This window comes from Aeromonas sp. 84A, assembly GCF_051919345.1.
Lineage (GTDB): Bacteria > Pseudomonadota > Gammaproteobacteria > Enterobacterales > Aeromonadaceae > Aeromonas > Aeromonas veronii.
The window spans coordinates 2,767,088-2,788,289 of sequence record NZ_JBQBEW010000001.1; the positions used below are offsets into that span (position 1 = coordinate 2,767,088).

Genomic DNA, 21,202 nt, shown 5'->3' on the forward strand with positions numbered 1-21,202 from the left:
GCGAACTCTGTCACGGTGGGCCGCAAGGCCCCATAACCCCAAGGAGTTGTTGATGACAATCCAACACAAGGCCGGCGCCCTGCTGGCAGCCGCCCTCACCCTCACCACCCCGCTGCTGAGCCAGAGCGCTCAAGCGGCCGACGACAAGGTGGTCTACTTCTACAACTGGTCGGAATATGTGCCGGACGGCCTGCTGGAGCAGTTCCAGCAAGAGACCGGCATCAAGGTGATCTACTCCACCTACGAATCCAACGAGACCCTCTACGCCAAGCTGAAAACCCATGGCGACGGCTATGACGTGGTGGTGCCCAGCACCTATTTCATCTCGAAAATGGCCAAGGAGGGGATGCTGCAGCCGCTGGAGCGCGCCCAGCTGCCCAACTTCAAGCACCTCGACCCCACCCTGCTCAACCATGAGTACGACCCGGACAACCGCTACTCCATCCCCTATATCTGGGGCGCAACCGGGATCGGCACCAACACCGACATCATCGAACAGCCGGTGACCAGCTGGAAGCAGCTCTGGGCACCGGAGTGGAAAGAGAGCCTGCTGCTGATGGACGATGCCCGCGAGGTGTTCCATATCGCGCTGGTGCAGTTGGGCTATAGCCCCAACACCCGGGACAAGGCGCAAATTGCCGAAGCGTTCGAATACCTGAAAAAGCTGATGCCCAACGTCAAGGCGTTCAACTCCGACAACCCGGCCGACCCCTTTATCGCCGGTGAGGTCAATATCGGTATGCTGTGGAACGGCTCAGCCTACGGCGCCCAGCGCGAATACCCCTCCATCCAGATGACCTACCCCGAAGAAGGCGCCGTGCTCTGGATGGACAACCTCGCCATCCCGGCCAAGGCCAAGCATGTGAAAGAGGCCCACGCCCTGATCAACTTCCTGATGCGCCCCGATGTGGCCGCCAAGGTGGCTGAGGCTATTGGCTACCCCACCCCGGTCAAGGATGCCATTCCCCTGCTCACCCCGGCGTTTCGCAACAACCCCATGGTCTTCCCGAGCGACGAGATCAAACGCAAGGGCGAATTCCAGTCCGATGTGGGTGATGCCTCCCGCCTCTACGAGCAGTACTTCCTGCAGCTGAAAGCCATGGTGGCCAAGGCCGGTTAAGTCGGCGGTTAATCGGCCCTGACGGGCATAATGGATAAAGGGGGCAATATTTGCCCCCTTCTCTTTTTAACCACCAGCGCAATTTTTAAGCACAACAGTCATAGACACTGAGAGGCACAGGCGCGCATCGATTAACAGCAAAATATATAGATAGTCATCGTTAAGCCAGACAGACCACAATTTTTGTAAGTGCTCCACTGCAGCCGGCTTCAGAGCAAATTTGTAGGGAAATATGAGGGGGGCAATGTATTTCTCCATTTAGAAGGGAGGAACTCATAGCGACCCCACTGTGGAGATATAGGCAAAACGGATGTGTTTATGGGGAATAACTGTGCAATTTTATCGAAACAGCTAACGTCCGATTACGATTCGCTAATCTAACTAACAGTCTTTATACCCCCTTTTCATAGGACAAATTATTATTTAGTGGATCGCCATATGCACTCTCTAAAACAGTATTTTGTTTAGCGCTTGACATTTTGTCCTCCATAACGAATTTAAAATTAACTATCGATGGTAGCGGTTTATTATGAACTTTATAGTTACGTCTATATGTGTTTACTTCTCTTTGATTCAGTCGCTTACAAACAACACTACCTTTTAATTTGTTAAGACCAACATCTGGTCGGCATGAGATATTTACACTCCCCAGTTTTAACTCACTCCAATCGCTGTATGCTGAAGATAAAAAATACCCTTGACGATTATGTTGATCTGAAGGGTTAGCTTTCAAATTAGCCTCCAACTCGGAACCTGCCTTCACTATAAAATAGCCAACAGAATCTAGCACCCAATTACATCGGCCAGGCAATAAATAGTCTTTTGACACTTTTACACTGAATCTGGTTGATTGATATTTCTTAATGGGGTTATCTATTTGCCATCCCCTGAGTCTAGTATTTGCAGGTATAACACCGAACGCATAAAAAGTTTTGCTGCAAGTAGAGTCAGTTTTATTAGATGCAATGAAAGTACTATGAACAGCTAATTGATAGCCCTTATCAAAAGGAAACTCGCCCTGAATAGTAAACAATTCTGTTGGGGTGGGATTAATCTCTGGCTCAATATAGGGCTCTTTAAGCCACCAGTACCACCCTCCGCCTATCACGGCCAAAGCTACAAAACCCGATATCAGTTTGGTTTTACTTTTGATATTACTTGAGTTTCCCTTTTCATCATCCATTGGTCACTTCTTTATTTTCCTTAACCTACTTCCTACCTTTCCTTAAGACTCTCAATTTCGCTGAGTTTCACTCCCCTTCTCTTTAGATAGGATTCATTGTAACGACCCAAAAATTAGAATATCTGATGACGATCATATCGTGCAAGAGTGGGAGAACAACCAAGGACGCTATTGTGCCCCAGTCCTTTCAGTACCAACCGCCCATCCTCAGGTATCAACTATCCCATCAAGTTCAACACCATCTGATTTGCGCCTTTAGCCGAGGAATTTATGAAATGGGCAAACAAACCGATTAATTCTGCGCTTTTTCATCGCCCCTTAGGGGTGTAGATTGGTTGTGGGGGCAAGCGTTGCCCCCTCTCTTTTTTCATGACTGCCCGTGGTGTTACGCGAAACAATCTTTCGCCAATTTCGCGGGTGGCCTGAGCCAATCAGGAGTATTCATGTCCGATCTGACCCTCTATTTCGCTCCCGGCACTTGTGCCATGGCCGTGCAGATTGCCCTGCTGGAAGCAAATGCCCCGTTCCAACCCCGTCTCGTCAACCTCGCCGCAGGGGAACAGCGTGACCCTGCGTATCTTGCCATCAACCCCAAAGGGCGGGTGCCTGCCCTTGTCACCGAGCAGGGCACCCTGACCGAAACCCCGGCCCTGCTGCTCTATGTGGCGCAGCGCTTCCCCGATGCCAAGCTGGCGCCGCTGGACAACCCGTTCCTGCTGGCCCGCATGCAGGAGGTCAACAGCTTCCTCGCCTCCACCGTGCATGTCTCCCACGCCCACGGTCGCCGTGGCAGCCGCTGGGCCGATGACGAGCAGGCCATTGGCGCCATGCAGCAGAAAGTCGCCAGCAATATGCGCGATGGCTTTGCCCAGATTGAGCAGCACTATCTGGCAGGCCCCTGGGTGCTGGGCGAGCAGTTCAGCGTGGCGGATATCTATCTGTTCGTGGTCGCGGGCTGGCTGAAAAGCGATGGGGTCGAGATCAGTGAATTCCCCAAGGTTGCCGATCATTATCAGCGCATGCTGAGCCGTCCGGCGGTCGCCAAGGCACTGGCCAACTAACCATAAAATCAATAGCTCGATAAATAACAAGGGTGTCAGGGCTCTGCTGACACCCTTCCTGCCTCCTCCCCTGCACTTCTTCTCCCGCCTTTGAGATCGTTTTCACATTTCCGTGGTTTTGCCGTGGCCCTTCCTTAGTAAAAAGCCTATCTTTGCGCCATGACGCAACCGGTTGCGTAACCGGTTGCCTAGCGGTTCACAGATTGACGGGCCAAGGCCTGATGAGGTGCTGTATGAAACGAGGCGTACTGCTCAATGCTCCCCTGAGTGCTCTGGTGGCACAGATGGGCCACACCGACGAGATCACCGTCTGCGATGCAGGCTTGCCCATTCCGGCAGGTCCGGAGCGGATCGATCTGGCGCTGATGGCGGGGACACCCAGCCTTGAAACCGTGCTGACCGCCCTGCTCACCGATCTGGTGGTGGAGAAAGCGATCATGGCAAGCGAGATCAAGCAGATCAGCCCCGCCGCCCATCAGGCGCTGGTCGATCAGCTTGAAGCGCACGCAGCCGCCCAGGGCAAGCCCATCGCCATCGAATACTGTCTGCACGAGGAGTTCAAGGCCCGCTCCCGCCAGAGCAAGGCTATCGTGCGCAGCGGCGAGGTGACTCCCTACGCCAACCTGATCCTCTGCGCCGGTGTGGCGTTCTGACATTCTTCAAAGAATGCCTCTTCAAGGAAGCTGCAAATGAGCACAACCTCCCCCCTCTCCCCCATTCTGGAGCTGACCGGGATCGTCAAGACCTTCCCCGGTGTTCGCGCCCTCGACGAAGCGGGTCTGCGGGTCTATCCGGGCCAGGTGATGGCCCTGCTCGGTGAAAATGGCGCCGGCAAATCCACCCTGATGAAGGTGCTGACCGGCATCTATCAGGCCGATGCGGGCAGTGTCAGCTACCGCGGTCAGTCGGTCCACTTCAAGGGCCCCCGCGACTCTCAGGATCAGGGGATCAGCATCATCCACCAGGAGCTGAACCTGCTGCCGGAGTTGTCGATTGCCGCCAACATCTTCCTCGGGCGCGAACCCCGTACCCGTTTTGGCAGCATCGACCACAAACAGCTGCGCGAGCGGGCAAGCGGCCTGCTGGCGCGACTTGGTGTCAAGCATGGGCCGGATACCCGACTCGGGGATCTCTCCATCGGCGAACAGCAGATGGTGGAGATCGCCAAGGCGCTGTCGTTCGATGCCAGCGTCATCATCATGGACGAGCCGACCGATGCGTTGACCGATACCGAGACCGAGCAGCTGTTCAAGGTGATCCGCGAGCTGCGCGAACAAGGTTGCGGCATCGTCTATATCTCCCACCGCCTCAAGGAGATCTTCGAGATCTGCGATCGGGTCACTGTGCTGCGCGATGGCAAGTGGATTGGCGAGAAGGCGGTGAGCGATCTGGATGAAGACAAGATCATCGAGATGATGGTAGGTCGCCGACTGGAAGAGCAGTACCCGCGTCTTGAGCGCGAGCTTGGCCCCGTCAGCCTGCAGGTGAAAGATCTGGCCGGTCCCGGCGTGCGCGGGGTGAGTTTCTCCCTGCGTCAGGGGGAAATTCTGGGCTTTAGCGGCCTGATGGGCTCCGGCCGTACCGAGCTGATGAAGCTGATCTATGGCGCCAGCCCCATCAGCGCCGGTGAAGTGCAAGTTGACGGTCATGCGCTGGTGCCCAAAAGCCCGGCCGATGGGCTGGCCGCAGGCATCGCCTATATCTCCGAGGATCGCAAGGGGGATGGGCTGGTGCTGGAGCTGTCGGTGCGCGAAAACATGAGTCTCTGCGCCCTCGACGAGTTCATCAGCAACGGCAAGATTGACGGCAAGGCCGAACGGCAGGCGGTGAGCGACTATGTGCGCCTGTTCAACATCAAGACCCCGAGTCAGGATCAGCTGATAAAGCTGCTCTCCGGTGGCAACCAGCAGAAGGTGGCCATCGCCAAGGGGCTGCTGACCCGGCCCAAGGTGCTGATCCTCGACGAGCCGACCCGCGGCGTCGACGTGGGGGCGAAGAAGGAAATTTATCAGCTGATCAACCAGTTCAAGAAGGAGGGGATGAGCATCATTCTGGTCTCCTCCGAGATGCCGGAAGTGCTCGGCATGAGTGATCGCATCATGGTGATGCACGAAGGGCGCATCAGCGCAGAGTTCAACACCCGCGATGCCAATCAGGAGAAGCTGATGGCGGCGGCAGTCGGTAAACAGTGGCAAGCAGAGCAAGAGGCATCCCAATGACAACCCAAACCCTTTCCCGCCGTGGCGTCATGAGCAAGGCGTGGTGGATCGAGAACAAATCCCTGGTCGCGCTGCTGGTCCTGATTGGTGTGGTCTCCTTTCTGAGCCCCAACTTCTTCACCGCCGACAACCTGCTCAACATCCTGCGCCAAACCTCGGTCAACGCCATCATGGCGGTCGGCATGACGCTGGTTATCCTTACCGCCGGTATCGATCTGTCGGTCGGCTCTGTGCTCGCCCTGTGCGGCGCGCTGGCCGCCACCATGGTCGCCATGGAGTTGCCGATCTGGCTGGTGGTGCCCCTCACTCTGGGTGCCGGTGCCCTGCTGGGTGGCGTCAGCGGCCTCATCATTGCCAAGGGCAAGGTGCAGGCATTTATCGCCACCCTGGTCACCATGACCGCCCTGCGCGGCATCACCATGGTCTATACCGAGGGTCGCCCCATCTCCACTGGTTTCAGTGACGGCGCCGATCATTTCGCCTGGCTCGGTACCGGTTACCTGTTCGGTCTGCCGGTGCCCATCTGGCTGATGGCTATCGTCTTCCTGCTCGCATGGTTCATGCTCAACCACACCCGTCTCGGTCGCTACATCTACGCGCTGGGTGGCAACGAATCTGCTACCCGCCTCTCCGGTATCAATGTGGATCGGGTGAAGCTGGCGGTGTATGGTCTGTGCGGCGCGCTCTCGGCGCTGGCAGGGCTTATCGTTACCTCTCGTCTCTCCTCTGCCCAGCCGACGGCGGGCATGGGTTACGAGCTGGATGCCATCGCCGCAGTGGTGCTGGGTGGTACCAGCCTGATGGGCGGCAAGGGCCGCATCATGGGGACCCTGATCGGTGCCTTGATCATCGGCTTCCTGAACAACGCCCTCAACCTGCTCGACGTATCCTCCTATTACCAGATGATCGCCAAGGCCAGCGTGATCTTGCTTGCCGTGATGATCGATAACAAAAGCAATCGTTGATAAGACAAGCCACACACAAGGAATGAAATGATGAAAAAGCTCAATACCCTGCTCGCTGCCGCCATCATGTCCGTGCTGGGCACCGCCCATGCCGCCGATCAAACCCTGGCCATGGTGGTCTCCACCCTCAACAACCCCTTCTTCGTCACCATGAAAGAGGGTGCCGAAGCCAAAGCCAAAGAGCTTGGCTACGAGCTGGTGGTACTGGATTCCCAGAATGACCCGGCCAAAGAGCTCTCCAACATGGAAGATCTCACCGTGCGCAAGGTCGGCGCCATCCTGATCAACCCCACCGACTCCGAAGCGGTCGGCAACGCCATTCGTCTGGCCAACCGCGCCAGCATCCCGGTACTGACCCTGGACCGCGGCGCTGCGCAGGGTGAGGTCAAGGCCCACATTGCCTCCGACAACGTGGCGGGCGGCAAGCTGGCCGGTGACTTTATCACCGAGAAACTGGGTACCGGTGCCAAGGTGATCCAGCTGGAAGGGATTGCCGGTACCTCCGCCGCCCGTGACCGTGGCGAAGGTTTTGCCCTGGCCGTGGCGGCCAACAAACTGCAGGTGCTGGCTTCCCAGCCTGCCGACTTTGACCGCACCAAGGGTCTGAACGTCATGGAAAACCTGCTGGCTGCCCACCCGACCGTTCAAGCCGTCTTTGCCCAGAACGACGAGATGGCGCTGGGTGCCATCCGCGCCGTGCAGGCTGCCGGTAAAGAGGTGATGATCGTCGGCTTCGACGGCACTGACGATGGCAAAGCCGCCGTTGCCAAGGGTAAACTGGCCGCCACCGTGGCCCAGCAACCCGCCCTGATCGGTGCCATCGGCGTCGAGACTGCCGACAAGGTGCTGAAAGGTCAACCGGTAGAGAAATCCATTCCGGTACCGCTGCAAGTGGTCAGCAAGTAAGTGCTCGAGGGGAGGTTCGCCTCCCCTTTTCCCTCTCGTTCAGGTGCCTCCCGGCTTGGGCTCACTCCATCACTGTGTTCAAGCCAAGATGCATCAGGAGTAGTCAACATGAATCGTCTCGTCGTTCTGGGCAGTGTCAATGCAGACCACGTGCTGCGCGTTCCCCACTTTCCTCGCCCGGGTGAAACCCTGACCGGCCACAGCTATCAGGTGGTGCCCGGCGGCAAGGGGGCCAATCAGGCGGTTGCTGCCGCCCGCCTTGGCGCCGTCGTCTCCTTTATCGCCCGCATCGGTGATGACGCCATCGGCCACCAGATGAAGAGCAGCTTTGCCAAAGATGGCATCGACGTCAGCGCCGTCGAACTCGATCCCAAGCTCCCGACCGGTATCGCCATCATCTATGTGAGCGATGAGGGGGAGAACAGCATCGGTATCTCCGCTGAAGCGAACGGGGCCATCACTCCGGCTGTGGTGAAAAACCACGAAGCGATGATCGCCGACGCCCACACCCTGCTGTTGCAGCTGGAAGTGCCGCTGGAGAGCGTCCATGAAGCTGCACGCCTGGCCCGCGCCCACGGCACCCGGGTAGTGCTCAACCCCGCCCCCGCCCGCCCGCTCTCGAGCGAACTGCTGGCGCTGGTGGATCTCATCACCCCCAACCAGACCGAGGCCGAGCTGTTGACCGGCGTGAAAGTCACCGACGAAGCGAGTGCCCGCGAGGCGGCCGCCCGCTTCCACCGGATGGGGATTGCGGACGTGATGATCACCCTGGGGTCGCAGGGGGTCTATTGCAGCAACGCACAGCAGCAACAACTCATCCCGGGCTTTCGGGTCAAGGCGGTGGATACCACAGCCGCGGGCGATACCTTCAACGGCGCCCTGTTGGCGGCGGAACTGGCCGGTGCCGATTTCCACAGCGCGGTGCGCTTTGCCCACGGGGCGGCGGCGCTCTCCGTCACTCGGTTCGGCGCCCAGAGCTCCATCCCGAGCAAGCAGGAGGTAGACACCTTCCTGCTTGAGCAGACTGCACAGGGGCACTGATGGCCAATATCAAGGAGGTGGCGGCGAGGGCCCAGGTCTCCACCACCACCGTCTCCCACGTCATCAACGAGACCCGTTTCGTGGCCGAGGAGACCCGCGAGCGGGTCTTTGCGGCCATGCGTGAGCTCAACTATGCCCCGAGTCTGGTGGCCCGCAGCCTCAAAGTGAAGGAGACCAACAGTATCGGCATGCTGGTCACCACCTCCAGCAACCCCTTCTTTGCCGAGGTGGTGCGCGGGGTGGAGCGTTACTGCTTCGAGCAGGGCTACAACCTGATGCTGGGCAACACCGAGGGGCAAGCCGAGACGGCTCTCTCCTACCTCAAGATGATGCTGCGCAAGCGGGTCGATGGCCTGCTGATCATGTGTAGCGAAGGCCAACAAGAGGTGTTCAACCAGCTCGACTGGCTCAAGAGCCTGCCGGTGGTGGTGATGGATTGGGGGCTGGTCAGCGAAGATGTGGATCTTATCGCCGACAACTCCTTCCACGGCGGTTATCTCGCAACCCGCCATCTGATTGAGCTGGGCCATACCGCCATCGGCTGCATCACAGGCCCCCACAGCCGCGCCCCCGCCAACCAGCGCCAAGCTGGCTTTGAGCAGGCGTTGCAGGAGGCAGGTCTCACGCTCAATCAAGAGTGGATCCAGGAGGGTGATTTTGACTGCGCCAGCGGCCATCAGGCGATGACCCACCTACTGGCGCTGCCCGAACGCCCCACAGCCCTCTTTGTCTGCAACGACATGATGGCGATGGGAGCCATCAGTGCCGCCCATCAGGCGGGGCTGGTGATCCCGCGGGATATCTCCATCGTTGGCTATGACAATGTGGCGCTGGCTGAATTTATGTCGCCGCCGCTCACCACCGTCAACCAGCCCAAAGAGGAGCTGGGGCGCCTCGCCGTCACCCGCCTGCTGGCGCGGATCAACGGCGAAACGGTGGAGAACCACCTGATTACCGTCGACCCGGATCTGGTGATCAGGCAATCCTGCGCCCCTCGCCCCTGACGTTCAGGGGCAATAAACGAACAAGGCGACCCCGAGGTCGCCTTGTTTCGTTTTATCTCTGCCGTGCAATACCGCTTTTGCCCTCAGGCCAGCGACCTGGTCTCCCTGGTTGCCAGCACTTGCAGTGGCACCAGCCCCAATCGTCTGGCCAGAGGTTGCAACAACTCGCCATCTTCATCACCCTGCGGCAACCAGTAGCGAACAGGCCAGCCTGCTGCCAGCTGCGCCGCGGTGGTGCTGCCAATCTCTCTGAGCGCCAGAGTGCAACCCTGCTGCCGCAATCCCGCCAGCAAGACACCATCCGGCTGCAGCGTCGGTATCAGCAACACCAGCGGCGCACGGGAAGCCTCCGGCAAATAGGCCAGTAGATGGGTCAGCTGGGCCTGGTTGTCGAGCGGGACCAGCAGTGCCTGACCATCGGCATACTGCGCCTCGTGCGTTTGCAGCACACGGGCCAACACGGGCCCAAGCACACCGCACTCCTGCAGCCAGCGCATATGGCAAGGCACTCCCTGCTCACGCCACTCAAGCGCCAATTGCCACATCTCGTTGCCCTGCCCGTCCGTCAGCTCCTGCAATGCCACTCGCAGCGGTGCAGGCTCGCGCCCCGCCAGCCACTCTCGCAGCTGATGAAGCTGCTGCTGACTCAACTGCAACTGCTGCAGCATGGCTGGCTCAAACCAGCTGATCGCCCCCTCCTGGCTACGCTTGGCCTGGTTGAGGGCCAGGATGGCCTGATCCAGCAACCGGGCGGCATCCTGTTGCTGCGCCTTGGCGACCCCGAGTCGACAGGCCAGATCGAAGCTGTACTCCCGGGTCACGAACTCGAAATGGAGCAGATCCACCAGCTCATGAATGGCGGTTTCCAGCGCATCATCCGCCTTGGTCAGCACCACGGCAAATTCGTCACCACCGAGCCGGTAAGCGTGACTGCCATGGGCCTGTTGCAGCTTGTTGGCCACCATCTGCAACAACCGATCACCGACCTGATAACCCAGCAGATCATTGACCTGCTTGAAGCGCTTGAGATCGAGCACCACCAAAGCGCTCACCTCGCCGGCATGCAGAGCGCGAGAGAGCTGCTCCTGCAGGGCACGGCGGTTGCCAAGCTGGGTCAGGGGATCGAGCAGGGCCAGCCGACGGTTCGCCAGATTGGCGCGAATGAGGGCAGCGACCAGAGCGCCACCGGTCAGCAACAGGAGCAGTTGCCAGATCTGCAGCCAGAACAGGCTGTTGCGGATCTGGCTGACCGAATGCTCCCGCTCCTGGCCGGAGAGGATCTGATCCCCTATCTGTTCGATGAGACGGGTCTGGCTGGCGATCGCCTCCTGCAAGCGGGCAAGCTCAGCCCCCTCGCGCAGCGCACCGGCCTCCATCTGGGGTTCGAGCTGCTTGATCTGCTCGAACAGGGTGGCCAGCACTTTTCCGAGCCCGTGCCGCTGGCGCATCTCGGCGGTTTCACTGCTGATGAGGAAGATGTCGAGCCGGTTCCACAGCAGATCGTAATCGAGGCTCAGGGTCTCCATCGACTGTCTGCCAGCCCGATAGAGCTGCAGGTCGTAGAGGAAACGCTGGGATTCGAGCATTACCTGGCTGATGTTCCAGTGGACATTGCGGTAGAAAGTATCGACCAGCTGCTCCTGCCGATACTGCAGATAGAGGCTGCTGCCCGACGAGAGCAGAAACAGCAGCGACACCGCAACCAACAGCAGATTTTGGCGGGATAGCCCCATCAATCGACGATCTCGATGCGGGTCACCTGCCACACCATACAGTTGTGAATGGCAGGGACGTCCAGCTTGGGATAGGTGGTGAACGGGATGAGCAGCCAGAGCGGCCCCTTGTTGCGCCGGGTCAGCGGTTTGCCGTCCTCCTGACGCACCAGGGTCAGCGGCACGCCGTCGAACAGGGCCAGATCCACCACCTGCTGATAGCCGTTGAGGGCCGAAACGGCGATCTTGCGAGCATCCGGGATCCCTTGCGCCGCCAGCACGGCTGACAGGGTCGGCCCGCGATAGTGGTGGGTGCCCTGGGTCCAGGGGGTAGTGGTGGTGAATTCGGTCTGTGGCAAGGCGGAGAGGGCCGATTCATCGAGAGTCACCTGCTGGCCATCTGGCAGTACCAGGGTCATCAGGGGGATGGAGGCCGCTGCACTGGCACTGGCCAGCATCAGGAGAAAAAAAGCGATCCATTGCTTTACTGCGGTCATGGTAATTTGCGCCAACTGAGTCCCATTTTTTAAATGGTTGCCAGTGTGGCGATTTCACCGAACCATTGCAACTGTCCCGTCGCACAGTAGCTCAGGGACCACGCATCTCCATCCAGTTGTGCCCCTCGACTTGCCTCGGTTGATGAATGCCGCACGCCTCCAGCAACTCATCGACATAGGCGGGTACCAGCAGGGAGGCTGGGCCATAGCGTTTTTCGTCAAACTGGCTACCTACCTCGCTAGGCTCGAGATTGAGCTCGATGGTGTGCGCCCCGTTCAATCCCGCTTCATGGACAAACCCGGCGGCCGGATAGACAGCGCCAGAGGTGCCGATGGAGATAAAGAGATCGCACTGGGCAAGCGCGCTGTAGATGCGATCCAGCCCGAGCGGCATTTCGCCAAACCAGACCACATGGGGACGCATCGGCTGAGGGAACTGGCAGCAGGAGCAGAGCTCGTCCTGATGGAGATCTCCGCGCCACTCGATCACCTGACCGGACTCGGGGCAGCGGGCCTTGAGCAGCTCCCCGTGCATATGGATAAGGTTCTTGCTGCCAGCGCTCTCGTGCAGATTGTCGATGTTCTGGGTCACCAGGGTGACCGTGCCGGGCAGCAGTCGCTCGAGGCGGGCCAGCGCATAGTGGGCCGGATTGGGGTGAACCTGGGGCTGTTGCAGCTGTTTGCGGCGGGAGTTGTAAAAGCGCAGCACCAGTTCGGGATCCCGGGCATACCCCTCGGGGGTCGCCACATCCTCGACCTTGTGCTCTTCCCACAAACCGTCGCAGGCACGAAAAGTCTTGATGCCGGATTCGGCAGAGATCCCCGCGCCGGTCAGGATCACGATATGTTTGTATGACTGCGCCATAAGCTGCTCCGTCTATCCCCGCACAATAAATGTGACCTTAGCACAGGGAAAAAAGTGTCACTATTCGCCCTTGGTCTTAAGCGGCGCCGCTGGCGGCACGGGCAACCAGGCATCCAGTACCGACAGATCCAGCCTGACAAAGACCATCTCCCGTCCGGTCACCAGGGTCAGCGGCAAGCCAAGGCGCTTGAGCAGGGTCAGCATGGGCCGGTTCTGGGCCAACACTTCCGCCGTCCACTCCCGGATCCCGTCCTTCCTGGCCAGCAGTGCCAGCGCCAGCAGAATGCGCCTCCCCGCCCCCTTGTGCTGAAAGTGATCCGCTACGATGCAAGAAAACTCCGCCCGATCGGGATGAAGGCGGCGGCGGATTGATTGCGCCTGAGCCAGCGGCTCACCAGCCAGATCGGTCAGTAGCAGCGAGATCTGTTGTTCGGGATGGTAATTGAGAAATTGGGCCACCTGTTCCGGTGGCGGTGTCCGTTTCGGACGCATAAAGCGCAGATAGATGCTCTCTTCACTCAATGCATCGTAAGCGGCCAGCATGCGGGCAGGTGCCACACCATGCAGCTCGCGCAGCAAGCACGGCACCTCGGAGACCTGCATCGCCAGTGGCAGCGCGGCCCGGGAAAGCGGATGGGGCCAGCCCTCCAGTCCTTTGCCAAGGCGCTCCCGGTGCATGGGCCAGCAGAGGTAGCGCGGCATGGCTTACCAGCGCCCCGTCATACCGCGCTCTCGCCACACCTCGACGTCGAGCAGGTTGTAAGGATCATCCAGATAGACGGCGATCCCCAGCTCTCGAACCCGGGCCATAAAGCGTCCCAGCAGGGAGTCACCGGTCAAGGACTCCATCTCCGGCAAGATCCCCTGCCCCAGCAGCAAGGCTTGCAGCGGCAAACGCTCCAGCAGATCGAATGGCAGATGCTGGCTGTTATCGAGCAGCAGCGCCAGCTTGCTCCCCGCCAGGCTGGCTTGCAGCACCAGCGCGAAGCGATCGGCATTGCCGAGCAGGTGGTCACGACGGTGGATCAGCAGGGTCAGTTCGGCTGGGGTACGCGACTGCTCCGTCAGCCAATCCTTGAGCGCCTCCCAGCGGCTGGGCAAGCCGGTCACCGCCAGCCAGACCGGATGAGGGGTCGCGGGACTGGAGAGCAGCCCAAGCTGACCCTGCACCTCCCCCTGCCACCGGCGGATGGAGCGGCGCTGGCCGCTCAAGCGCTGCTGACGCAGCGGGCCCAGATAGAGTCGACGCAGCAACCTGAGCAGCTCGTCGCAATCAAGCGGCTTGGCCAGCGCCGCCAGAATATTGAAACCGGCATCGTGCAGCAGGCGGCGGGCACCGTCGATCAGCGTCTGCTCATGGGCCGAAAGCAGCACAATGGGCAGCCCGGCCTCCTGCAACTGGGGCTGGTTCATCAGCAGACTGATGGCATCTTGCTCCACCAGACTGAGATCGCACACCAGCAGGCTGATGTCGCCCGCCGACAATGCCGCAAGGCAGGCCGATTCATCCTGTACCCACTGACAGGAGAGCCCCAACCCGGCGATGGTCTGTTGCAATTGCATCCCCTGAAACGGGTGATCCTCGAGCAGCAGCACCTTGTTAGCGGCCAGCCAGTTGCACCAGTTACGGTAACTGGCGGCAAGCCCCCCCAGCCAATCCTCGCCGATAGCGTAGATCCCCTCATGCTGCTGCAACTGGGGGAAATAGTCCGCCTGCTGATGAGCGGCGGGGTCGTAAAGGGCAATGGCACCTGCCGCAAACAGCCCTTCCCACTGCCAGCAGGCATCCGGTCGGGTACGGTGCAGCGTGACATAGGAGGGCAATGTCATGGTGCTGGCCAACTCATGGGCGGTACGGTCGAGGGCATAGAGCACAATGGGGCAAAATCCTGCCGCCTCATGCTCTTCCGAATCGAGCAACGCCAGTAATTCTTCATCAGTGATGATCATCTTGAGCCCTCTTTGAAAACTGCTGGCTGAACTCATCCAGTGCCCGGTTCAATCTGGCTTGCAGCATCGGATGGGGCGCCTGTTGCCACTCTTCAATGACCGCCACCAACGCAGTCGCCCCTACCATTCTGGCGGCCCCCTTCAACTTGTGTAAAGCAGCATTCACGCCAACTTCATCTTCTTCTGTGCTGCAGCGCTCAAGTTCGGCCAAATCATCACGGGTAGCCTTCAGATAAAGGGCGGCCAGTTCATCGGTCAGCAGCGAGGCAACCGGTGTCGGGGCGATAACATTGCTCCCCTCTTTGGCAATATGGCGCAGCAAGGTCGCCAGCTCCTTGAGGGCGACCGGCTTGTCCAGATGGCCATCGCAACCGCAGGATTGCAGCTCCCTTGCCGCCTGATCACTGAGATCTGCGGTGATCACATAGACCGGCAGACGGGCCCAACGTGCGGATTGGCGCAATTGCCTGCACAGCTCGGCCCCGTTCATCACCGGCATCTGCAGATCGGTTAGCACAAAATCCACCTCTTGCTGCGCCAGCATCTCCAGCGCCAGCTGCCCGTTGGCGGCAGTGATAACGCTGGCACCAAGTTGCCCCAGTTGCAGGCTGATCAGCTCGCGATTGACATCGTGATCTTCAACCAGCAGAACCCGCATGCCAAGCCCGGGCTGGGTGCCTGCGACCGGTTGATCCGGGGTCAAGCGTGGCTGCAGCAGGGTGATGATGGTCCCGGGCACCCAGGACTCCCCTTGCCAGGCCCAATAGTAGAGCCCCTTCTCGTCCACCTCCGCTTGCAGCGTATCAACGGCGTTGCTGACGGTGGCGATCCCCAATCGGCTGAGCCAGGGCGACAACGCTTGCGCCTCATCGTGGGGTAAAGAGAGTGCCAGCTGTCGCACATTGGGCTGCCAGTCCGGCTCCTGCTGCACCCGCTTCAGCGGCAACTCGCAATAGAAGCGGCTACCGCCACCGACGCGCCCCTCGACATCGATAAGACCACCCATCTGCTCGATCAGCTGCTTGCAGATCGCCAGACCAAGACCGGTGCCCGGCGCCCGCAACTGCCCTTCAACGGCAAACTGCTCGAACGGCATAAAGAGCGTGGTGCGCATCTTGGCGGTGATCCCCGGTCCCTGATCATCCACACCAAAGCGCAAGGTTGATGCGACCACCCCGGCCCACAGCACCACTTCCCCACGCTGGCTGAACTTGATGGCATTGGAGAGCAGGTTGTGGAGCACTTGTCGTACCCGGTGAGGGTCGAGGGTCTGCAGGGCTGGCAGAGCCGGGTCCAACTTAAGGCGCAGTTGCAATCCCTTGGCCCGCGCCTTGGTCCAGTGCACTGCCGCCACGTGCTCGCACAGCTCGGCAAAATCGGTGGGCTGGGGCGAGAGGGAGAGTTTGCTGTTTTCGTTGCGGCTAAAGTCGAGCACATCGTTGAGCAGGCCGAGCAGCTCATCCCCCGCCTGACGCACCCGCGCCAGCGCAGAGTCTTGCTCTCTGGACAAAGGGGTGCTGGCCAGCCACTCCAGCAAGCCGAGCATGGCGTTCATCGGCGTGCGGATCTCGTGGCTGATGGCAGCCAAAAAGCGCCCCTTGGCCAGAACTGCCTGTTGCGCCTGCTCATGGGAGTGCTGCAATGCCTGATCCTGCTCGACCCTGGCAGTGGCATCCTGCATCACCGCATAAATTCGCCAACCCTGCGGTTGACTGCGGCCACGGCCATAGAGCTGCAACCAGCGCAGACCCTTGGTCGGATGGTGGTAGCGCATGGTGAATGCGAAGGGTTTGCCAGCCTGCAACATGGCGAACATCTCACGGCTTACCCGACGGCGATCCTCGCGCTCCAGCATAATGAGCACCCGTTTGGGCTCACGACGGATCTGCTGACTCGCCAGCCCCAGCAGCTCGTAACAGCCCCGGCTGATAAACTCGATACCCCCCACCCGTCCCCGCTCGAACATAAACTGCAGCACCACGCCGGGAACGGTATTGGTCAGGGCGCGCAGGCGGCGCTCTGCCTGACGCAAAAAACGGGCCTGCTCACGCAGCACACTGATATCCGACAGGGCGATAAGATCGGTGGCAGGTGCTTGCTTGTCCAGTCGCAGCGGATGCTGGACATAGGCGAAGACCTGATCCCCCAGCACCAGCTCTCCTTCACTTTTTTGGGACTGAACCGGCGGCAGCATCAACTGCTGCGAGTAGCGCAGGGCCAGACGTCGCCCCTGTTTATTGGATTTGATCACCTTGCCCTGGCTGTTGCGCAGATAGACGGGCACCGGCAACGCCTGAAACATGGTTTCCCGCAGTTCGCTCTCGATGGCCAGCGCCTTCTCGGCGGCGTGACGCTGGGCGACTTCCCGTGCCAGTTGCTGACGAGACCGCCAGATCCCGCCGATGACAATGCCGCTGATCAGCAGTGCCATGGCGATGGAGCCAAACCAGGCAGCGTAGCTCACGCCGGGCTGCTGCACGACGAGCAAGCGGCGCCAGCGCTGGTTAAGTTCGTCGATCTGGGTGCTGGTCAGTGCCATCAGGTTGCGATCCATCACCCCGGCCAGTTCGGTCTGACTCTTGTTGATGGCAAAGCCAAGACTGAAGCGATCTTCCAGCTCCTCGATATCGAGCCCTTCCAGCAAGTTGGTACGCTGGGGATATTGCAGCTGATATAGCTCGCTCAGCATGGCGTCAGCCTTGCCCTGTTTGATCGCGGCAAGCCCCTGCTCGAGGCCGTCGGTGCGAACCCACTCCTGATCACCGAGCAGGGCGAGCAAGGAGGGATCGTAGAGGGACTCCGGCACCAGAATACGCTGCCGCTTGAGTTGGGTGATGCGATCGGCAGCCAGCTTGCGCTTGCTGATCAAGGCAAACCGGTTGGTGGAGATCGTCCGGCTGAAAATGAACCGATCCGTCAATGCCGGAGATTCCGGCAAGCCGGCCATCATATCCGCCTCACCACGGCGCAGCTTTTCTACGGCCTCCGCCTTGCTAGCGGCAGGCACCAGCTTGTATTTCAGGCCGGTCTCCTGGGTGACCCAGCGCAGCACATCCGCGCTCCACCCTTTCGCCTCCCCCAGATCATTGACGCCGCTATAGGGCATCAACTCGGGATTGACCACCAGGCGAATGGTGCGCCCGCGACCGGATAACCAGGCCTGCTCGGTATCGCTGAAGTGGGGCTGGTTGACATATAGTGACCCCTGATCGAGATAGCGAGCCAGATCGGTATAGATAGTACCGGCGGGCATATGACGGATCAGGGTGTCCACCAGATTGGCCAACTCAGGCTGATCACGCATCATCAGGCGATAGCTGATGATCCGATCCTCACCAAACAGGCGGCGCAGGCGCAAACCATCGGCAGGAAACTCGCGCATCAGATAGCGCAGTTGCAGATAGTCCCCCAGATAGGCATCTCCCTTGCCGCTCTGCAGCGCGTCGTAGACCTTCTCTCCGCTTTTTAGGGAAATAATGCGTGCCTGGGGATAGAGCTCGTGCAGCAGGCGGGCTGAGTCTGCCACCGAGTAGACCAGAAAGCGGGCCTGTTTGAGATTTTCACCCTTGTAGAGGATGGCGGCATCTGTCTCCATCATCGGACGGCTTAACCGCATACCCTCCACGGCCTTCTTGCGGGTTCCGACATAGGGAATGATGTCGCAGTCACCCTCTGCGAGCCCGTTGCGCAATGTCTTCCAATCGGGCAACTCTTTGAGCACGAGGGGAACCGGGAACAGCTCCTGCAACCGGGCGAGACGATCCTTGAGCAGTCCCCCCTCGGCCATCAGGTATGGTGGAGGAAGCGTCGCAGGATAGCAGAGCGAAAGCTGACTCAGTGAATTTACATAAGCCTGGGTCGCCGGCGCCAACGGCAGCACTGTGGTCTGCAAAGGCTTGGCGTGCAATGGCAGTGCCAGTACGGCACCCAGAAGAAAAACGGGGAATTTGGTCATCTGAAAACAAAAGCCAGGCATCTGCCTGGCTTTTTATCACTCGTTGGGTTCAACATTTTCTACCCTGGCCTTGAGCTTCTGGCCAGGCCGGAAGGTCACCACGCGGCGGGCGCTGATAGGAATATCCTCGCCCGTCTTGGGGTTGCGTCCGGGACGCTGATTCTTCTCACGAAGGTCAAAGTTACCGAAGCCTGAAATCTTGACTTGTTCACCACGCTCAAGCGCCTGTCGGATTTCCTCAAAGAAGGCTTCCACCATATCTTTGGCTTCACGCTTGCTCATCCCGAGCTGGGTGAACAGGTGCTCTGCAATGTCGGCTTTGGTAAGCGCCATAGATCAATCCCTCAAGGATGCATTCAACTCTTCACCAAGGGCCCGCACGACATTGTCTACGGTCTCGGCAATCTCTTTCTCCTCCAGGGTACGCTGGGTGTCTTGCAATACAAGACTGATGGCCAGGCTCTTCTTGTCCTCTGCCATACCAGCACCCTGGTATACGTCAAACAAGTTTATTCCAACTACCTGATTTCCGCCAACTTTTTTAATTACCGCAAGCACATCACCTGCCAGAACCTGACGATCGACCACGACGGCGATGTCGCGACGGTTCGCCGGGAACTTGGAAACTTCGGCTGCCACAGGCACCTTGGCCGGGGTCAGCTTGTCCAGCTCCAGCTCAAACATCACCGCGCGGCTCTTGAGGCCCAGCTTCTTCTCGAGGCTCGGGTGGATCACGCCGATGTGGCCGATGATCTCGCCATTGCGCAGGATGGCTGCGCTCTGGCCCGGGTGCAGGGCGCTGTGCTCGGTGCGCTCGAAGGTAAAGGTGGCCCCTTCGGCGGTCAAATCCAGCACCGCTTCCAGATCCCCTTTCAAATCAAAGAAGTCGGCTGCGCGGGTTTTGATGTCCCAGTGCTCGTCACTCTGGTTGCCGGTGATGATACCGGCCAGCATCGGCTCCTGACGGATGCCATTCTCGGCGCTTTCATCCTTGATGAAACGCAGACCCTGTTCAAACAGACGCACACGCGGCTGCTGACGGTTCTGGTTGTAAACAACGGCCTGCACCAGACCCGGGAACAGAGAGACGCGCATGGCGGACATCTCGACCGAGATCGGGTTCGGCAGTACGATGGCATCGCTCTGCGGGAACAGGGTTTGCTGGGTCTTGGGATCAACGAAGCTGTAGGTGATCGCTTCCTGGAAACCGCGGTCAACCAGCAGGTCGCGCACGCGCTTCAGGGTCACCTGCCCTTCTGCCTGCTCCACCATCGCCAGAGAGGCGGCGGGTTTCAGGTTCGGGATGTTGTTGTAGCCGTAGATGCGAGCCACTTCCTCGATGAGGTCTTCCTCGATGGCGATATCGAAACGCCAGGAGGGTGCCAGCGCGGTCCAACCGTCAGCATCCACAGTGACCTGCATGCCAAGGCGAGTCAGGATCTCGACCACCTGAGCGTCAGCCACGCTGATACCGATCACCTTGTCGAGCTTGCTGCGACGCAGCTTGATGGGGGCCGCTTTCGGCAGATGGGCATCGGATTTGACCTCGATGACCGGACCCGCTTCGCCGCCGCAGATATCCAGCAGCAAGCGAGTTGCACGGTCCATCACCTTGGCTTGCAGCTGCGGATCAACCCCGCGCTCGAAGCGATGGGAAGAGTCGGTGTGCAGACCGTAAGCACGGGCACGGCCGGTGATGGAGAGCGGCGCGAAGAAGGCGCACTCCAGCAGGATATCGGTAGTGGTCTCGGATACACCGGTGCGGTTGCCACCGAAGATACCGGCCATACAGGCAGGACCTTTGGCATCGGCAATCACCAGGGTGGTCTCTTTGAGCTTCACTTCGTTGCCGTCGAGCAGGGTCATCGGCTCGTCAGCGTGGGCGCGACGTACCACCAGCTCCCCTTCCAGGGTAGCCAGATCGAAGGCGTGCATCGGCTGACCGTATTCCAGCAGCAGGTAGTTGGTGATGTCGACGATGGCGTCGATGGAACGAATGCCGCCACGGCGCAGCTTCTCTTGCATCCAGAGCGGGCTCTGGGCCTGCAAGTTCAGCCCCTTGATAACGCGCCCCAGATACCGTGGGCAATCGGCGGTTGCTTCAACCCGGATCGGGAAAGTTGCATCAATGGTGGCAACAGCTGGTGCCCAGGTCGGCTCGACCACGTCCACGCTGTTGAGCACGCCGATTTCACGGGCCAGACCGGCGATACCGAGGCAATCGGCACGGTTCGGAGTCAGATCCACGTCGATGGATACGTCGTTCAGATTGAGGTAGTCGCGAATATCGGTACCGATGGGGGCATCGGCCGGCAGCTCAATGATGCCATCGGCTTCAACGTCGATACCCAGCTCGCTGAAAGAGCAAAGCATGCCGTGAGACGGCTGGCCACGCAGCTTGGCTTTCTTGATGGTGAAATCACCCGGCAGGGTCGCCCCTACTTTGGCCACGCACACTTTCAAGCCCTGACGGCAGTTCGGCGCACCGCAGACGATATCCAGCAGCTCGGCCTCGCCCACGTTGACCTTGGTCACCCGCAGCTTGTCGGCGTCCGGATGCTGGGCACACTCGACCACTTCACCCACGACCACATTGTTGAACTGGCCAGCCACCGCTTCAACGGCGTCCACTTCCAGACCGGCCATGGTGATCTGCTCGGCCAGCGCGTTGTCACTCAACTCGGTGCGGACCCACTCCATCACCCAGGATTTACTGAATTTCAT

The 21,202-nt window shown here is 59.7% G+C and carries 17 protein-coding genes; 8 read left to right on the forward strand and 9 right to left on the reverse strand.

The annotated features are described in order from the left end of the window. Positions 1-52: 52 nt before the first annotated feature. Complete coding sequence (locus tag ACTG20_RS12630) at positions 53-1,120, forward strand: extracellular solute-binding protein (protein ID WP_194496432.1); 1,068 nt, start codon at positions 53-55, stop codon at positions 1,118-1,120. Between the two features lie 391 nt (positions 1,121-1,511). On the opposite strand, the gene ACTG20_RS12635 is transcribed toward ACTG20_RS12630, so the two are convergent. Continuing rightward, positions 1,512-2,303 (reverse strand): hypothetical protein, encoded by a 792-nt coding sequence (locus ACTG20_RS12635; RefSeq protein WP_194496431.1) that lies wholly within the window; start codon positions 2,301-2,303, stop codon positions 1,512-1,514. Between the two features lie 443 nt (positions 2,304-2,746). Between ACTG20_RS12635 and ACTG20_RS12640 the strand changes: the two genes are divergently transcribed. The 7 genes from ACTG20_RS12640 to ACTG20_RS12670 all read left to right on the forward strand — a co-directional run bounded on the left by ACTG20_RS12640 (position 2,747) and on the right by ACTG20_RS12670 (position 9,499). Continuing rightward, complete coding sequence (locus ACTG20_RS12640) at positions 2,747-3,364, forward strand: glutathione S-transferase family protein (RefSeq protein WP_194496430.1); 618 nt, start codon at positions 2,747-2,749, stop codon at positions 3,362-3,364. A gap of 233 nt (positions 3,365-3,597) precedes the next feature. Beyond that, positions 3,598-4,017, forward strand: coding sequence for a D-ribose pyranase (gene rbsD, locus ACTG20_RS12645; protein ID WP_194496429.1), 420 nt, complete (start codon positions 3,598-3,600; stop codon positions 4,015-4,017). A gap of 36 nt (positions 4,018-4,053) precedes the next feature. Further along, the gene (gene rbsA, locus ACTG20_RS12650) at positions 4,054-5,583 is read left to right on the forward strand and encodes a ribose ABC transporter ATP-binding protein RbsA (RefSeq protein WP_075114653.1); all 1,530 of its coding nucleotides are present in this window, start codon (positions 4,054-4,056) and stop codon (positions 5,581-5,583) included. After that, positions 5,580-6,548, forward strand: a complete 969-nt coding sequence (gene rbsC / locus ACTG20_RS12655) for a ribose ABC transporter permease (RefSeq protein WP_005336670.1) — start codon at positions 5,580-5,582, stop codon at positions 6,546-6,548. Before rbsA ends, rbsC begins: the two co-directional genes overlap by 4 nt. Before the next feature lie 30 nt (positions 6,549-6,578). Further along, entirely contained in the window at positions 6,579-7,454 is an 876-nt protein-coding gene (rbsB, locus tag ACTG20_RS12660) for a ribose ABC transporter substrate-binding protein RbsB (protein WP_005336672.1), read from the forward strand. 108 nt (positions 7,455-7,562) lie between these two features. Continuing rightward, positions 7,563-8,495: a ribokinase gene (rbsK, locus tag ACTG20_RS12665; RefSeq protein WP_194496428.1), complete on the forward strand. Its 933-nt coding sequence runs from the start codon at positions 7,563-7,565 to the stop codon at positions 8,493-8,495. Beyond that, positions 8,495-9,499: a substrate-binding domain-containing protein gene (locus ACTG20_RS12670; protein WP_194496427.1), complete on the forward strand. Its 1,005-nt coding sequence runs from the start codon at positions 8,495-8,497 to the stop codon at positions 9,497-9,499. The genes rbsK and ACTG20_RS12670 overlap by 1 nt, the downstream gene beginning before the upstream one ends. An 83-nt stretch (positions 9,500-9,582) precedes the next feature. On the opposite strand, the gene ACTG20_RS12675 is transcribed toward ACTG20_RS12670, so the two are convergent. The 8 genes from ACTG20_RS12675 to pheT form a co-directional block, all read right to left on the reverse strand. Then, entirely contained in the window at positions 9,583-11,232 is a 1,650-nt protein-coding gene (locus ACTG20_RS12675) for a GGDEF domain-containing protein (RefSeq protein WP_194496426.1), read from the reverse strand. Further along, positions 11,232-11,708: a hypothetical protein gene (locus ACTG20_RS12680; protein ID WP_194496425.1), complete on the reverse strand. Its 477-nt coding sequence runs from the start codon at positions 11,706-11,708 to the stop codon at positions 11,232-11,234. Before ACTG20_RS12680 ends, ACTG20_RS12675 begins: the two co-directional genes overlap by 1 nt. A gap of 91 nt (positions 11,709-11,799) precedes the next feature. Continuing rightward, complete coding sequence (gene cobB / locus ACTG20_RS12685) at positions 11,800-12,573, reverse strand: Sir2 family NAD+-dependent deacetylase (protein ID WP_005351956.1); 774 nt, start codon at positions 12,571-12,573, stop codon at positions 11,800-11,802. A gap of 60 nt (positions 12,574-12,633) precedes the next feature. Then, on the reverse strand, positions 12,634-13,275 hold the full coding sequence (locus ACTG20_RS12690; RefSeq protein ID WP_194496424.1) for a GNAT family N-acetyltransferase: 642 nt from the start codon (positions 13,273-13,275) through the stop codon (positions 12,634-12,636). A 3-nt stretch (positions 13,276-13,278) separates the two neighbouring features. Further along, positions 13,279-14,523 carry a response regulator gene (locus ACTG20_RS12695; protein ID WP_164536857.1) on the reverse strand — a complete coding sequence of 415 codons (1,245 nt, stop codon included), beginning with the start codon at positions 14,521-14,523 and terminating at the stop codon, positions 13,279-13,281. After that, positions 14,510-18,499, reverse strand: coding sequence for a response regulator (locus ACTG20_RS12700; RefSeq protein WP_194496423.1), 3,990 nt, complete (start codon positions 18,497-18,499; stop codon positions 14,510-14,512). The genes ACTG20_RS12695 and ACTG20_RS12700 overlap by 14 nt, the downstream gene beginning before the upstream one ends. 15 nt (positions 18,500-18,514) lie before the next feature. Continuing rightward, positions 18,515-18,811: an integration host factor subunit alpha gene (gene ihfA / locus ACTG20_RS12705; protein WP_005300715.1), complete on the reverse strand. Its 297-nt coding sequence runs from the start codon at positions 18,809-18,811 to the stop codon at positions 18,515-18,517. A 3-nt stretch (positions 18,812-18,814) separates the two neighbouring features. Next, positions 18,815-21,202, reverse strand: a complete 2,388-nt coding sequence (gene pheT / locus ACTG20_RS12710) for a phenylalanine--tRNA ligase subunit beta (RefSeq protein ID WP_005360606.1) — start codon at positions 21,200-21,202, stop codon at positions 18,815-18,817.